The following is a 15,512-nucleotide window of genomic DNA, read 5'->3' as shown; positions in this document are numbered from 1 at the left end:
TGCCTACTGAATTCCTTTAGCATTTATGCGACACCTCTACCGCTACGCGCTAGCCCTTACCGTGGCCGGAGCCACCCTGGCCACCGCAGCCTCGGCCCAAACCCGCAAAGTCAAGACGAAAGTCAAAACCGAGAAACCCGCCGCGGCGCCTACGGATCAGGCCCTCATCTATGCGGCTACCATCACGCAGGAGGACCTGCGCAAGCACCTCACGGTGCTGGCTTCCGATGCTTACGAGGGCCGCGAAACAGGCGAGAAAGGCCAGAAAATGGCCGCCGAATACCTGGCGCAGCAGTTTGCCACGTTAGGGCTGACCGGCCCGATCAAAGAGTCCGATAATGCCTTCGTACAGTACTTCACGCTGGAGCGCAGCCTGTGGGATGTCAGCAAAATGAAGCTGCAGATTGGTAAGCAGTCGTACCGCTGGCTGGAGGACTTCTACACTGGGTACAATTCTTTACCCTTCGAACAGGAAACTACTCTGCAGCCAGTATTTGTGGGCTATGGTATAGAGCAGGAAAGCTATTCCGACTACAAAGGCATTGATGTACGCGGAAAAGATGTCGTCATGCTTAAGGGGGAACCCATGCAAGATGGCCGTCCTATACTAAGCAAGGATGGCAAGCCGACTCAGTGGAGTAAAGACGCTTCGGATAAAGAAAAGTTGGCTACTCAGAAAGGAGCTCGGAGTGTTATATACATCGATACTGACCCTAATAGGTTTGCAGAAATAATTAAGCGTCACCGTGTATTTCTAAGCCGTCCTACGATTAATAAGGTTGGTACTCTTCAGGCTTCACCTACGCCTAGGGCTCTTTCACTAACCTTTTCTCATATTGCTGGATACCAATTACTTGGCACCAATGCAGAAGCAATAGCCAAGTACCAAGCGGATATAGCGGCCACTGGAAAGCCTGCGAAACTTTCCCACAGCCCCAAACAGACAATCATTCGCACACCCAGAAAAATCGAAACCTTCGCCACCGAAAACGTGATGGGCTTCCTTGAAGGAACCGATAAGAAGGACGAAGTGCTGGTCATTTCGGCCCATTACGACCACGTAGGCGTAATCGACGGCAAGGTGTACAACGGTGCCGATGACGACGGCTCCGGCACGGTAGCCGTGCTGGAAATGGCTGAAGCCTTTGCGCAAGCCAAAGCCGCCGGCCACGGCCCGCGCCGCAGCGTATTGTTTCTGACGGTGACAGCTGAGGAGAAAGGCCTGTTCGGCTCGGAGTTTTATACCGATCATCCGGTGTTCCCGCTCACCCAAACTATTGCCGATTTGAACATCGACATGATCGGGCGCACCGATGACCACCATAAGGCCGGCGACCAGTACGTGTGCCTGGTGGGTTCCGACAAACTGTCGTCGGAGCTGCACGCCATCAGCGAGCAAGTCAACAAAAAGTACACCCAGTTGGCTTTCGATTACCGCTACAATGACCCCAACGACCCGGAGCGCGTGTACTACCGCTCCGACCACTACAACTTCGCCAAGCACAAGGTGCCGGTGATTTTCTACACCACCGGCGACCATGCCGACTACCACCAGGCCACCGACGACGTCGACAAAATTGAGTTTCCGCTGATGACCAAGCGGGCGCAGCTGGTATTTCATACGGCTTGGGAGCTGCTGAACCGCGACCAGCGCATTGTGGTCGACTCCAACAAACCGTAACCGAGCAGCTTAGTAGCTCCATTCTGGGGCCGCAATCGGCCGGTCGGGCTTGCCAGTTGGCAGCCCGACCGGCCGGTGTTTTTTAGGCCGCAGCCAACTATCCATCCTGAACATGCGACCTTCGGTTGTTCATACCCGTTGCAGAATGCGCCGAGCTTCACTTTCTCCTTACTTACTGTACGCGTTATTGGCTTGCGCCACCAGCCTGTTTGGGCCCGATGCTTACGCCCAACGCAAGGTCAAAGTCAAGATCAAAAACAGCACGCCGGCCGCGCCAATAAATCAGGCGGCCACGCACGCAGCTAGTATTACGGCCGCCGACCTCTCCCGCCACCTCACGGAGTTGGCTTCTGATGCTTACGAAGGCCGGGCCACCGGTGAGCGGGGTCAGAAAATGGCGGCGGAGTACCTGGCGAAGCAGTTTGCGGCTCTGGGTCTGCAGGGCCCGGTGACGGGTGCCAGCAATGCGTACCTGCAGCCCTTCGGCCTGTTGCGTTACGCGCTCGATGGCCCAGGCCGCCTGCGCGTGGGCGCACCGGATCGGGAACAGGTATTTGAAGCTGGGCGCGACTTTATAGGCTTCGGACCTTCGGCTTTTCGCACCGAAACCAAGGCTGCGCCGGTATTTCTGGGATTTGGCATCGAAACAGAACGCTACAACGACTACGCCGGCCAGCCCGACGTGCGCGGCAAAGACGTGGTGCTGGTGCAGGGCGAGCCTACCGACGGCCGCGGCCATTACCTGCTGTCGGGCTCGAAGCAGGAAAGCGAGTGGGGCTCCATGTTCCGCAAAGCTGCCTGGGCCCGCGACAAGGGCGCCCGCAGCGTGTTCATCATCACCTTTGCTGGTGCCCAGGATTTCAGCGCCATGGCCGCCAGCATGACCGAGCAGCTGACCGAGCCCGGGTATGAACTGCTGGACCGCGTGGCCCAGCCCGTCAGCGGCTTGCTCTTGACCGACGTGCCGCCTACTGGCATCGGTACTTACCTGACGTCTATGGACGTGGGAGCGGCCCTACTGGGCGTTCCGGCGCCGGCGCTGGGCGAATACGTGCTCAGTAGCTACCGCGACGGCCGCCCGCCCGTGGCACCCATGAACCTGCCCTCACTCCGCGTACACATTCCGCAAGCCCGCACGGAGCTGGCCTCCGAAAACGTGCTGGGCTTTCTGGAAGGCACCGATAAGAAGGAAGAAGTGCTGGTGATTTCGGCCCATTACGACCACCTGGGCATTCAGAACGACACGATATACAACGGGGCCGATGATGACGGCTCGGGCGTAACGGCGGTGCTGGAAATAGCGGAGGCCTTTGCCCAAGCCAAAGCTGCCGGCCACGGCCCGCACCGCAGCGTGCTGTTTGCGCTGATGTCCGGCGAAGAACGTGGCCTGCTCGGTTCCGACTACTACACCGGCCACCCGGTGCTGCCCCTGAGCCAGACCATCACCAACCTGAACATCGACATGGTGGGCCGCACGGCGCCCGAACACTCAGGCAAGGGCAATTACTTATACATCATTGGCTCTGATAAGCTTTCCTCGCAGCTGCACGCCCTTAACGAGGCCGCCAACGCCCGCCACACCCGCCTGAAACTGGATTACCGCTACAACGTGCCGAACGACCCGGAGCAGCTCTACTACCGCTCCGACCACTACAACTTTGCCCGCCACGGCATTCCGGTCATCTTCTATACCAGCGGCCTGCACTCGGATTATCACAAGGCTACCGACGATGTGGACAAGATTGAGTTCGGCAAGCTGGAACAACGGGCGCGGCTGGTATTCCACACTGCCTGGGAACTGGCCAACCAAGAGCAGCGGCCGGTGGTTGATTCTGCGAAACCCTAAGTAAATTTCCCGCAGCAGGCTCCGCCGCAACACGGAAGCCGCTGCTTCGTTGAACGACCTCGGCGCTTTCCAGCGTTACTCCGGCGCCCTCTGCGGGCTCCTCCAACCGCCTATCCCATGCCCACGGCCACCAAATCCTCCCAGTTCCTGCTCGATTCCGATGCGAAGGCCTTCGACCTGGAGCACCGGCGCAAAATCCGCTTCAACATCGGCAAGTACAACGCCGCAGTGCAGACGGGCCTGGGGTGGTACCGCGACCATGAGCTGGCCCGCTCGCGTGCTGCGTACCGCAAAGCACAGATCGTCAACAACCTTGATCAGTATTTGCTGCAGTGGGAGGAAAACTTCACCCGCCGCGGCGGGAAGGTCATTTGGGCGCAGGATGCCAAGGAAGCCCTGACGGAAATCGGCAAAATTGTGCAGCGCAAGCGGGCCCGCACGGTGGTGAAGGCCAAGAGCATGACCACCGAAGAAATTCATTTGAACCACTATCTGGAGCAAAACGGGGTGGAATCGGTGGAAACGGACCTAGGCGAGTACATCGTCCAGCTGAACGGGGAGCGGCCCTACCACATCGTGACGCCGGCCATGCACCTCTCCAAAAAGGACATTGCCGACATCTTCGTCAAGCACCTGAAGATTCAGCCCACCGACGACGCTCAGCAGCTGGTGTACACGGCCCGTAAGCTGCTACGCGGTAAATACACCTCGGCCGAGGTGGGCATTACGGGTGGCAATTTCTTGGTGGCTGATGTGGGGGGCGTAGCGGTAACTGAAAACGAGGGCAACGCCCGCTTGTCGGCCACGTTTCCACGCACCCACATTGCGGTGGTAGGCATCGAAAAGCTGATTCCGACACTGCAGGACCTGGACTTGTTTTGGCCGCTACTGAGCACCAGTGGCACCGGCCAGCAGCTCACCGTGTACAACACCGTGTACCTGGGCCCGCGCCAGCCCCTGGAAAAGGACGGCCCCGACGAGATGTACGTGGTGCTGCTCGACAACGGCCGCACCAACCTGCTGGCCCAGCCCGACAAGCGCGAGGCGCTGCAATGCATTCGGTGCGGCGCCTGCCTGAACGTGTGTCCCGTCTACAAGAACATCGGTGGCCACACCTACGAAACGACGTACTCCGGCCCCATCGGCTCAATCATCACGCCGCATTTGAGCGGACTGGCGGATAACAAGCACCTGAGCTATGCCTCTTCGCTGTGCGGTGCCTGCTCCTCGGTGTGCCCGGTACGCATTCCAATCCACAACATCTTGCTGCTCAACCGCCAGCAGGCCGTAAAACAGCACCTCAACGATAAGGAGGAAGAGCGGGGTATCAAGCTTTGGCTCTACGGCATGAAGCACCGCTGGGCCTGGGGCATAGCACCGTTGGCAGCCAAACGCTGGGTGCTAAACCGCTTGCTGGGCCAAACCGGCTGGAGCAAGCGCCGCGAGGCGGTGCAGCTGGCCCCAAAATCCTTCCGGGAGCTGTGGAAGGAGCGGCAAAAATAAAAAACGGCCGGGCTAAGCCCGGCCGTTTTTTATTGCGGCTACCCTTTTTTACGGTTGCATGAGCATGGAAGTAACGGCCGCCGCTACCGGGCCCCTCACTTCAGGCGTGAGCGAAGGGGCCAGCCACACGCGCCCACGGGCTATCAGTTCTACTGCTGCTACCACAGAGCCGTTCGGCCGCACAAACTCGTAGCCGACGGGCACGCCCAAGGGAAACATGGCGCGGCCATCGCGGCGCAATAGCTGAGCAATGGGACGCACCAACAGCAAGGTGTCGCCGTTGCTGAGGCTGCCCTGCGCAAACTGCGGCCGGTTGCCAATCTGATTTTTGCTTTCGAGCACCAACTGCCAGGTCCGCTGATTAGGCGCCTCGATAATGCTGCTGTACATCTCCTCCTGATGCAGGGATACTCCTACCCGGCTGTTCTCGTTCGGGGCTAGGCTCATATTGTTGCTTTGTGAGTAATAGGCGCCCTTTACCTGCCAGGCGGTGCCGGCTACGGGCTGCATAGCAAACGAGAACTTGCGTCTGGCCCGGGTTTGGTCGTACCACGCCGGCACGGGCAGCCAGGTGCCATACGAGCGGGTGGAGGTGCTTGTCCAGCCGGGCTTCACTTTAGAAGTGGCGAATTCGCCGAACTGGTATCTGTGCTTGAAGCCCTGCTTGCGGGCCACATTCAGAGGCGCGGCCGTAGCTAGCTGATCGGGCACTTTCATGCTGATGCTGCTGGTGGAAGAGCAGCTGGCCAAACCTATTAAAGCAGCACTTAGCAGAGCCAACGACAAATGACGCCGGTAATCGAGGGTAGCCATGGGACGAGGGAAGTAGGGTTGGATCAGAGACAGGCAAAGCTAACGGGCCGCTTACGGCGGCGCATCACATCTTCGGGGAGCAACTTTTGTGCCTCAACTGTGCCGGGCGCCTGCCGTACAAGCCCCACACTCTTTGCCTGTTTGCTGATGCCCTGGGAATTACTGTTGCGCGGTGCCGTGCTGCTCGTAGGCGTGGGCATGGTGCTGTTTACTTTGTCGGCTGCTATTCGCGCTTTTGTGCTGCCGCGCAACAAATCGGTGCTGATCAGCAACTGGGTATTTCGGGGTATCCGATCTGTATTTGATATCATAGCGGCCTTGCTGCGTACTTACGGCCGCCGCGACCAGGTGCTGGCTTTGTATGCCCCGGTTTCGTTGGTGGCATTGCCGATCTTGTGGTTGGGTATGTTATCGGTGGCCTACACCGGCATATTCTGGGCCTTGGCCGAAGGCTCGTTGAGCCTGTGCTATTAGCTGAGCAACAACAGCCTGCTACCCTGGGCTCCATGAAACCGCGGGGGCTCGTGGCAGCCGTATTCTCTTATTCGGAAGTCACGCTGGGCTTGCTGCTACTGACCCTGCTTATCTCCTACTTACCCACCATTTACCAAGCCTTTTCACGCCGCGAGTTGGGGTATCCCAACTGGAGCTTCGGGCCGGCAAGCCCAGTTCGGCCCTGCAGCTTATTTCCTAGCTGAACCGCTCTGGTTCCTTGGCTTCCAACGACGAGCAGTGGCTCCGTTGGGAAGAATGGTTTATCGAAATGGAAGAAAGCCATACGTCATTGCCCATGCTGTCCTTTTTCCGCTCGCCCCCAACCGGGCCGGTCCTGGGTGACGGTGGCCGGAACCGTACTGGACACGGCGGCCCTGGTCCTCAGCGCAGTAGACCAGCCTCCAAGCCGGCAGATGGAGCTTTGCTTCAAGGCCGGCTGCATCACCATTAACCGCATTTACAGCTTCTTTCAGGAACGAGCGCACAGCCACCCCTCCGAGCTGCTGAATGGAAACGATTCGCTGGAAGAACCTACGCGACTGGAGTTTATGGTAGCCTACGACCGTCTGCAGGCGCAAGGCCTGAAGATGTTGGCCGATAGAGACGCGGCCTGGCGGCATTACCACCAGTTACGCAAGCGCTACGATAAGACCCTGACTTACATAGCGCAAATAACCGCAGCTCCGGAAGTCAAACCAATCCATTGATAATATAAGTTATTATATATTTATTTTACTATTCGCAAGAAGATTCATTAACCACACATTGGAATTACTATATAACGCTGAAAACCCTTAGTTTACCTGCCCCACCCCGGTCCTTCTGCAAAGTTTCACCCGCACTTTCGTCGAGACATGACCCGTCGCTACGCCCTGATTATCCGGCCGATGTGCCGACGGTAGAGCCGTAACCCTTGGCGGGTTCAGAATAGCGGCTCCTGTTCTACTGCCCCAAACGCTTCATTGCTGCTTTTCAGCGCCTTACTCAAGGCTGCCGGCGGAGCTATAACCCTTTGCTTTTCTTTCTTCCTTAACCACATTCTATGCAAACACGTTTACCCTCTCTTCCCTCCATTACTCACAAGCCTGACCCGTTGGGGCAGCGCCTTGCCTGGCTGCTAGGCGTATTGTTGCTGCTAATAAGCAGCGCAGGTAGCGCCTGGGCGCAGGCCGTGACTACTTACACGTTCAATGAAACTACCAGTGGAACGCTGGAGGACATGACTGGTAGTACCCAGCTAATCGGCTCTGGCCAAGATGATGCTGCTTCCTCGGTAACCAACATTGGCTTCTCTTTTAGCTACGGCGGCACAGCATACACCCAGTTTTCAGTTAACTCCAATGGCTTAATGCGCCTCGGGGCAACTGCGGTAGGCACCGATTGGACCAATTCACTTACCTCCTCTGCTAACAACCCAAAAATTGCGGCCTATTGGGATGATCTGCACACAGGAGCAGCCGCGGGCGGAGGCAAAGTACATTTCAGATTACTAGGCTCTGCGCCTGACCGCAAGCTGGTTGTGGAGTGGTTTGTAACCGTTCCACGCAGCACGTCGGGTAATGCTAACGCCAGATTTCAGGTATGGCTCAGTGAAAGCAGCAACGCTGTGGATTTCGTTTACGGAGCTACTAACACCAACAGCGGCGGTTACACCGTCGGGCTGGCGACTTCCACAACCAGCTATTTAAGCCTAACCACAACGACTTCCGGAACCGCTACCACCAGCACCAGCAGTGCTAATAATTTCAACACAGCAGCGCTACCAGCAGGCACTCGTTACACCTTTGCACCACCAATGCCTTGCGTTGGCACTCCCAATGCGGGCAACGCCGTAGCAACCACCGGCAGCATATGCCCAGGAGCATCGACGTCCATTACCCTTTCAGGAGCAAGTTCGGGCGTTAGCGGGCTCACTTATCAATGGCAGGAATCAGCTGATAACCAAAATTTCGCCAACGTAACCACCGGCACCGGAGGCACCACGACGACCTATACTACGCCCGCCTTGTCTGCAACGCGGTATTACCGTGCTTTGGTGACTTGCAGCGGCAATACCGCAACTTCAGGCGTCGCTACTGTCACGATACTGACCCCAACGTATGCCACTCTGCCGCTGTCGGAGGGCTTTGAAAATGCTTGGGCCAGTACTTGCGGCACTCGGGATGTGCCCAACAATAGCTGGCGGGTCAGCCCCCTCACGGGCAATAACGCCTGGCGGCGCAGCGACGACGGCGGCAGCGTCTGGACTAATACTTCTGGCGCCTATTCGCCCCTGGGCAGCAACGCGGGCGGCACGGCATCGGCCCACTCGGCCCGCTTTCACAGTTGGTCTACTTCCTCCGTCGGCACCCTTGACTTGTACGCCAACCTGAGCGGCGGTACGGGCACAGCCACGCTCACCTTCGACTACATCAACACCAGCGGCAGTGACAAGCTGGACGTGCTGCTCTCCACCGACGGCGGGCAAACCTTCGCCGCTACGCCGCTGCTCTCGCTTTCCACCGCCAGCACCTGGACGCGTCAGCAAGTGGCTTTGCCAAACCCCACCGCCACCAGCGTTATCCGCTTCCGGGCGACGGGAGATTTCGGCTCTACTGATATAGGTCTCGACAACGTCAGCGTAAGCTTTGTATCGTGCCCGGCAGTTACTGGCCTCACTGTCACCAGCCTGACGACGACCTCGGCTAGCCTGACCTTTACGGGGGCCACCGGCGCCAGCGACTACACTGTAACGACTATGCCGACCACTACGTCGTCGACGGTTACGGGTCCGGCTTTCACGCTCACAGGCCTTGCCCCCAATACCAGCTACACCGTGACGGTGGTGAGTAATTGCGGTGGCAGCCAAACTTCGCAGCCGGCCACCATCACCATTCTAACAGCTTGCTCCCCTCCTGCCGCCTACGCCACGCTGCCCTACACCCAGGGCTTCGAAGCGGCCTGGACAGATAACTGCAGCACCCGCGACACGCCCGATGCCTTCTGGCTGAATACGCCTATCAGCGGTAATAGCTCCTGGCGGGCCGACAACGACGGGACGGCAGCCAGTTGGACAAGCACTTCGGGAGCTTATTCTCCCGTCGGCAGCAACGCTGGCGGAGCGACTTCGGCCCGCTCGGCCCGTTTTCACTCTTACAACACGCCGGCCAACGGGGTGGGCACGCTGGATCTTTATGTGAATTTGGGTTCGGCGGCCAACAAGCGCCTGCTCTTCGACTACATCAACACCAGCGGCAGTGACAAGCTGGACGTGCTGCTCTCCACCGACGGCGGGCAAACCTTCGCCGCTACGCCGCTGCTCTCGCTTTCCACCGCCAGCACCTGGACGCGCCAATCCCTTGCGTTACCCGTTGCCACCGCCACCAGCATTATCCGTTTCCGGGCCACTTCGGATTTTGGCGCTACCGACATTGGCATGGACAACCTGCTGGTGGAAGAAATTCCGGCTAACGACGTAGGCATTACGGCGCTGGTCGCGCCGGCTTCGACGGGTTGTTACTCCACAGCCCAAGACGTATCGGTGACCATCCGCAACTACGGCAGCGGCGATATCGGCAGCGTGCCGGTGCAGGTGACGGTAAGCGGCGCTCTGACGCAAACGCTGAACAATACTTTCACGGGCACTATTGCGCCGGGCGGCACGCAAAACTTTACCGTAGGCCAGATCGACATGTCGGCGGTGGGCACTTACACCTTCAATGCGACCACACAACTCAGCAGCGACGCCAACGCCAGCAACGACGCGCTGACGCCAGCGGTAACCCGCACAGTTGTGGCCCCAGCGACGCTGCCCTTCGTGCAGAACTTTAACGCTGGCACCACCCTACCGACCGGCTGGACTGCCTCGCGCTTCAGCGTGAGTTCCAGCGCTGGCAACGGCACCGGCAACGGCCTGCGCGTGAACCTCTACGCTGGAGTCAGTACTTCCTCGGGCACGGTCACTACTCCTCTGCTGGGTCCGGCTGGCACCCGTACGCCGGTGCTCTCCTTTGACGCCCGCTTCACGAACTGGTCGGGCAGTGCGGGCACTGCATTGACTAGCGACGACAAAGTAGAAGTGCAGGTATCCCTGGACTGTGGCCTCTCTTTTACGCCGGTGTACACCATCAACCACACCAACTACAACGGCACGGGCACGGCCAGCACCAACTTCTTTACTTATAGCGCCCCCCTGACGGGCGTGAGCAGCGGCCAAGCGGTACTCGTACGCCTAGTGGCCTCTACTTCACCCACCACGCCCCTGGATTACTACCTCGATGTTGACAACGTCAACATCGTAACGCCCGCCAGCAATGACGCAGGCATCGTGGCCCTGGTAGCCCCGGCAGGAAACTGTGGCTCCGCGACCCAGGATGTGACGGTGACCATCCGTAACTATGGCACGGCGGCTCTGAACAACGTGCCGGTCAGCGTGGAGGTGAGCGGCGCTCTGACGCAAACGCTGAACAATACTTTCACGGGCACTATTGCGCCGGGCGGCACGCAAAACTTTACCGTAGGCCAGCTCAACATGTCGGCGGTGGGCACCTATACGTTTGCCGCGACCACGCAGCTTAGCGGCGACGGCAACGCCAGCAACGATGCCCTAGCCCCCCAGAACCGCACCACTACGGCCCCACAAGCAGCCTTACCGTACGTGCAGCCTTTCAACAGCAGCAGCCTGCCGGCCAATTTTACAGCTTCGGGCTTTAGCCCCAGCACCTCGGCCAACAACGGTGGCGCTGCGGGCAGCTACGGCCTGCGCGTGAATGTGTATGGGAGTAACCCGACGGCCTCGGCCACAACGCCGGTGTTGGGCCCAACGGCCTCAGCTACGAACCTACTTACTTTTGACGCCCGCTTCGTGAACTACAGCGGCGGTGCCGGCACGTCCTTCGGAGCCAACGACAAAGTGGAAGTGCAGACCTCCGTGTGCGGCGGCCCTTTCACGCCGGTGTACACCATCGATAACACCAACTACAACGGCACGGGCACGGCTAGCACCAGCTTCTACACTTATGCCAGCATTCCGCTGCCGGGCCTCAGCGCCGGGCAGAAAGTGCAGGTGCGATTTGCTGTGACCCGCGGCGCCGGCGACTACTACGTGGACCTCGACAACATCAGCATCATCAGCCAAACAATGAACGATGCCGGGGTAGTGGCCATTGTCGACCCAGTAGCGCCGTTCAGCCCGGCAGTGCAGCCTGTTTCGGTGCAAGTGAAAAACTTCGGGCTAGCGACGCTTGACGCCGTAACAATGGCGTGGACGGTAAACGGAGCCGCGCAGGCTTCTCAAACCTTCACGGGATTAAACCTGGCACCCGGCGCTACTTCGGCCAACCTGCCGCTGGGCACCTTTGATTTCTCAGTGGGTGGCCTGTCTTACACCATCGTAGCGACTACCAGCCTGCCCAACGGCAATGCTGATGAGCTAACGAGCAACGACGCCTCGACTCGCCTGGTTGCCCCGGTCCTGATCGGGACCTACACGGTGGGCAGCGGACAGCAGTTCGGTACACTCACCAGCGCCGTTAACACCCTGAACGCTGCTGGCGTGGCAGGTGCCGTCATATTCTCGCTCACCGACGCTGCTTACGGCCCCGACGAAACCTTCCCACTGGTCGTTAACGCCGTGGTCGGTGCCAGCGCTACAAATTCCATCACCTTCAAACCCGCAGTGGGCGTCACGCCCTCCATCACGGGCAGCGCGGCTACGGCCATCTTCAAGCTCAATGGTGCCGACCATGTAACGCTGGACGGTTCCAATACTGCTGGTGGCACCACCCGCGACCTGAGCGTGACGAATACCTCCGTTGCTACCAACGCCACCGTAATCTGGCTGGCCAGCGTGGATGCGACAAACGGCGCGACTCACAACACGGTAAAAAACCTGGTTTTGACTGGCGGCAGCAACAGCACCAGCAACAACCAAGTGGGTATTGCCTTGTTGGGTACTACCACCGCCACCGTCGGGCTGAATAACGATGCTAACACCCTGCTTAACAACCGCATTGAGCGGGTGGCCTACGGTATTGATGCGGAAGCGGCCGGCAGCGCGCCCTACGACAACCTCATTATTGCCGACAACGTGGTGGGCGTAGCTACGAGCTCAGCTGCTACCAACGTAACGGTGGCCGGTATCGTGGTAAAACAGGCTCCGGGCGTACAAGTGACACACAACACGGTGCAGAACGTGCGTACCGGCAGCGGCACCACCGTGTCGGGCATTTTGTTGCTTCGCGGTACTACTGGCGCGCTCATCAGCCGCAATACGGTGCGCAGCGTGCAGTATACGGGTACGGGCGGCTACGGCGTGCGGGGCATCTCGGTGGCTCCGGGCCTCAACGCCACTGGCATCGTGATTCGCAACAACGCGGTGAGCAACTTGCTGGCCGACGGCGACGGCTCGACCAGCGCCGGAAGCCCCAGCTACCAGCTGATGGGCATTGGCCTATTCAGCGGCAATGGCTACGAGGTGTATAACAACTCGGTGCAGCTCAGCGGCGACCGACCCGACAACTCCTACGCCGGGAAAGTATCGGCGGCCCTGTACGTCGACTCGGCGGCGGCCAATGTGAACGTGCGCAACAACGTGTTCAGCAACGTACAGACGACTTCCGACCTCTCCACCAACGGCGGGGGCACCAACTATGCCGTGTACGTAACGGGGGCTACCTCCCCTTTCGTGAGCATTGATTACAATCTGTACGATGTGCGCTCGGGCGATGCAGCCCGAACGGCCGCCTTGTCGGCTCAGTTTGTGGGCCGCTTGAACGGCGCCAGCAGCGCTTCGTTGATAGCCTGGCAAACGGCAACCGGTCAGGACAAGAGCTCGATGACTGGCGACCCGGCCTTTACATCGGCAACCAACCTGATGCCCAACCCAGCCCATTCCAACAGCTTCCACCTCAACGGTACCGGGGTGCAGATAATGGTGGTAAGCCAGGACCTGAACGACAACGTCCGCCCGACGACGGTGGCAGCCGGCGCCCCGGATCTGGGTGCTTACCAACTTACTCCGACGGCTACACCAGCCAATTTGGTGGCCACAGGGCCGTACGCCCCCGGCGCGACGCAGGATTTCTTCTTCGGCGGCCGCCGCGTGGCCAGCATCACGTATGGCACCACGGGTACGCTGCCCAGCACCTGGGCGGTGAAGTATTACCCCGGCACCAATCCGCTGAACCCGCTGGCTTCGGCCCGCTATATGAACAGCTACCTCGCGGTAACGGGGAGCAACGATGGCAGCGACTTCACCTACGACCTGACGCTGTACTACGACGATGCGCTGCTGGGTACCATCGACGCTGAGCCGAGCCTGCGCCTTTCGCGCCGCGACCCGGCCACCGGCCTGTATGAGTTCTACCCCAGTGCCGCGCTAGATGCCACAGCCAATACGCTGGTGCAAACTGGCCTGACCGCCTTCGGCGAGTTTACCGGCTCGGACGAGGCCGCTCCGCTCCCCGTCAGCCTGACTTCCTTTGAAGCCAAGCGCCAGGGCGCCGATGCCCTGCTCACTTGGAGCACGGCGCAGGAAAAGGACAACCGTGGCTTTGAAGTGCAGGTGTCCTTGGATGGCCGCACGTATCGCACGCTGGGCTTTGTGGCCAGCGAGGCGCCGAACTCGACTACGGCCCGCCATTACCGCTTTGTCGACCGTGAGGCCAGCAAGCAAGGTGTGCGCTACTACCGCCTGCGCCAGCTCGACCAAAACGGCACGGACGCTTTGTTTGGCCCGCGCACGTTGACGTTTGAAGGTATTGTCAAGCTGAGCGCGACGGCCTGGCCCAACCCCTTCCTCGGCACGCTGTCAGTGGAAGTGGTGAGCCCGGCAGCGGGTGCCTCCGAGCTGCAGCTGTTTGATGCAATGGGCCGCGTGGTGCTGCGCCAGTCGGCCAGCTTGGTATCGGGCGTGCAGCAACTGCCGCTGCAGCGTGTGGAACAGCTACCAAGCGGTACTTACGTGCTGCGCCTGACCTCCGCGGGTCAGACCAGCACCGTACGCGTAGTAAAGCAGTAAGCAGCCACATACCCCTTGTGAAAAGCCCCGCCGGCAGTGCCGGCGGGGCTTTTACTTTTCTTCAGTCGTCCCGAGTTGAGCGCAGGTAGATTGGGGCAGGCCTGCTGCCATTGGCCTTAGGCCTCGGGCTGGTCGGGCAAGATGTGGATATCCTGCACTAGTACCTTCTGCTCAATCTGCCGCGCGCGCGTAGTATTAGCCAGGCCGCCGAGGGCCGTTTCTTTGTAGCGCGTTTCCATGCTTTCGCCCACCTCGCCCAAGGCCTGCACGCACTGATCGACGGGAATTACTGGGTCGACGCCGGCAATGGCAATCTGGGCGGAGGAAAAGGCAATGGCTGAGGCCGAGGCGTTACGCACCACGCAGGGCACTTCCACCAGGCCCGCCACCGGGTCGCACACGAGGCCCAGCATGCACTGAATGGTGATGGCCACGGCCGCAAAGGTCGTTTGCACATCGCCGCCGAGGCAATACACCACGGCCCCGGCGCCCATGGCCGCGGCCGAGCCGGTTTCGGCCTGGCAGCCGCCTACGGCACCGGCCAGGGAAGCATTCTGCTCGATGATCAAGGCAATGCCTGCGGCTATCAGCAGGCCTTCCAGGATGCGGCGGTCGTCCAGCTTGTGGAGTTCCTGCAGCGTGGTGAGGATACCCGGCAAGATGCCAGAGGCGCCGGCCGTAGGTGCCGCCACCACCCGGCCCATGCAGGAGTTAACTTCTTTGGCCCCGAGGGCGCGGGTGACCAGCATCTTAAACTCCGGCGACAATACCGTGACGGGCGAAGCGGCTACTTTCTTCGCGCCGTTGTTAATCATGCCGGAGCGGGAGGTCATGTCTTCGCGCAGCCCGGTCTGCACGGCGTCGCGCATCACGTCGTAAGCGCGCTGCAGGCCATCCCAGATTTGTTCTTCGGAGCGGCCTTTTTGCTCCACTTCGTAAGTCAGGACGGGCTGCCATAGGGCTTCGCCGGTACGGTCGCAGTGCGCCTGCCAGGAAGCAAAATCGGTGAAAAGTAAGGACATGGGGAATGCAGATTAGGTCGGGACTACCGGCTGGTCAGTCAGTAGGACTACAAACGTACGCCGCGCCCGGCGAGTGCCAATACAGTCGGCGAACCATCAGCCTTATTCAACAACAAAGCCGCCGGTTCCTATACGGAACCGGCGGCTTGCGTC

8 protein-coding genes are annotated in these 15,512 nt (G+C 59.7%); 6 read left to right on the top strand and 2 right to left on the bottom strand.

From position 1 onward, the window contains the following. Nucleotides 1-25 precede the first annotated feature (25 nt). The 3 genes from AC5FXY_RS07285 to AC5FXY_RS07275 all read left to right on the top strand — a co-directional run bounded on the left by AC5FXY_RS07285 (nucleotide 26) and on the right by AC5FXY_RS07275 (nucleotide 5,030). Nucleotides 26-1,681 (top strand): M28 family peptidase, encoded by a 1,656-nt coding sequence (locus AC5FXY_RS07285; RefSeq protein ID WP_493555992.1) that lies wholly within the window; start codon nucleotides 26-28, stop codon nucleotides 1,679-1,681. A 145-nt stretch (nucleotides 1,682-1,826) separates the two neighbouring features. After that, a complete protein-coding gene (locus AC5FXY_RS07280; protein WP_493555991.1) occupies nucleotides 1,827-3,527 on the top strand; it encodes a M28 family peptidase in 1,701 nt (566 codons plus the stop codon). A gap of 117 nt (nucleotides 3,528-3,644) precedes the next feature. Continuing rightward, nucleotides 3,645-5,030 (top strand): LutB/LldF family L-lactate oxidation iron-sulfur protein, encoded by a 1,386-nt coding sequence (locus tag AC5FXY_RS07275; RefSeq protein WP_493555990.1) that lies wholly within the window; start codon nucleotides 3,645-3,647, stop codon nucleotides 5,028-5,030. Nucleotides 5,031-5,078: 48 nt separating this feature from the next. On the opposite strand, the gene AC5FXY_RS07270 is transcribed toward AC5FXY_RS07275, so the two are convergent. Further along, nucleotides 5,079-5,843 carry a hypothetical protein gene (locus AC5FXY_RS07270; protein WP_493555989.1) on the bottom strand — a complete coding sequence of 255 codons (765 nt, stop codon included), beginning with the start codon at nucleotides 5,841-5,843 and terminating at the stop codon, nucleotides 5,079-5,081. A gap of 147 nt (nucleotides 5,844-5,990) precedes the next feature. Between AC5FXY_RS07270 and AC5FXY_RS07265 the strand changes: the two genes are divergently transcribed. From AC5FXY_RS07265 to AC5FXY_RS07255, 3 genes are all read left to right on the top strand, one after another. After that, nucleotides 5,991-6,317, top strand: a complete 327-nt coding sequence (locus tag AC5FXY_RS07265) for a hypothetical protein (protein ID WP_493555988.1) — start codon at nucleotides 5,991-5,993, stop codon at nucleotides 6,315-6,317. A gap of 365 nt (nucleotides 6,318-6,682) precedes the next feature. Beyond that, on the top strand, nucleotides 6,683-7,045 hold the full coding sequence (locus AC5FXY_RS07260) for a hypothetical protein (protein WP_493555987.1): 363 nt from the start codon (nucleotides 6,683-6,685) through the stop codon (nucleotides 7,043-7,045). A 335-nt stretch (nucleotides 7,046-7,380) separates the two neighbouring features. Next, nucleotides 7,381-14,337 (top strand): DUF8696 domain-containing protein, encoded by a 6,957-nt coding sequence (locus AC5FXY_RS07255; protein WP_493555986.1) that lies wholly within the window; start codon nucleotides 7,381-7,383, stop codon nucleotides 14,335-14,337. 116 nt (nucleotides 14,338-14,453) lie between these two features. On the opposite strand, the gene sdaAA is transcribed toward AC5FXY_RS07255, so the two are convergent. Next, nucleotides 14,454-15,359, bottom strand: a complete 906-nt coding sequence (gene sdaAA, locus AC5FXY_RS07250) for an L-serine ammonia-lyase, iron-sulfur-dependent, subunit alpha (RefSeq protein ID WP_493555985.1) — start codon at nucleotides 15,357-15,359, stop codon at nucleotides 14,454-14,456. Nucleotides 15,360-15,512 lie beyond the last annotated feature (153 nt).

The organism is Hymenobacter sp. FMD4 (assembly GCF_058932745.1).
Note: the sequence above shows the minus strand (reverse complement) of the source record. Positions and strands in the feature narration are given on the sequence as shown.

Excerpts from the sequence above, each read along its gene's own strand:
- AC5FXY_RS07265 (WP_493555988.1), top strand. The coding sequence starts at position 5,991 with ATGCCCTGGGAATTACTGTTGCGCGGTGCCGTGCTGCTCGTAGGCGTG.
- AC5FXY_RS07270 (WP_493555989.1), bottom strand. The coding sequence starts at position 5,843 with ATGGCTACCCTCGATTACCGGCGTCATTTGTCGTTGGCTCTGCTAAGT.
- AC5FXY_RS07280 (WP_493555991.1), top strand. The coding sequence starts at position 1,827 with ATGCGCCGAGCTTCACTTTCTCCTTACTTACTGTACGCGTTATTGGCT.
- AC5FXY_RS07285 (WP_493555992.1), top strand. The coding sequence starts at position 26 with ATGCGACACCTCTACCGCTACGCGCTAGCCCTTACCGTGGCCGGAGCC.
- AC5FXY_RS07255 (WP_493555986.1), top strand. The coding sequence starts at position 7,381 with ATGCAAACACGTTTACCCTCTCTTCCCTCCATTACTCACAAGCCTGAC.
- AC5FXY_RS07275 (WP_493555990.1), top strand. The coding sequence starts at position 3,645 with ATGCCCACGGCCACCAAATCCTCCCAGTTCCTGCTCGATTCCGATGCG.
- sdaAA (WP_493555985.1), bottom strand. The coding sequence starts at position 15,359 with ATGTCCTTACTTTTCACCGATTTTGCTTCCTGGCAGGCGCACTGCGAC.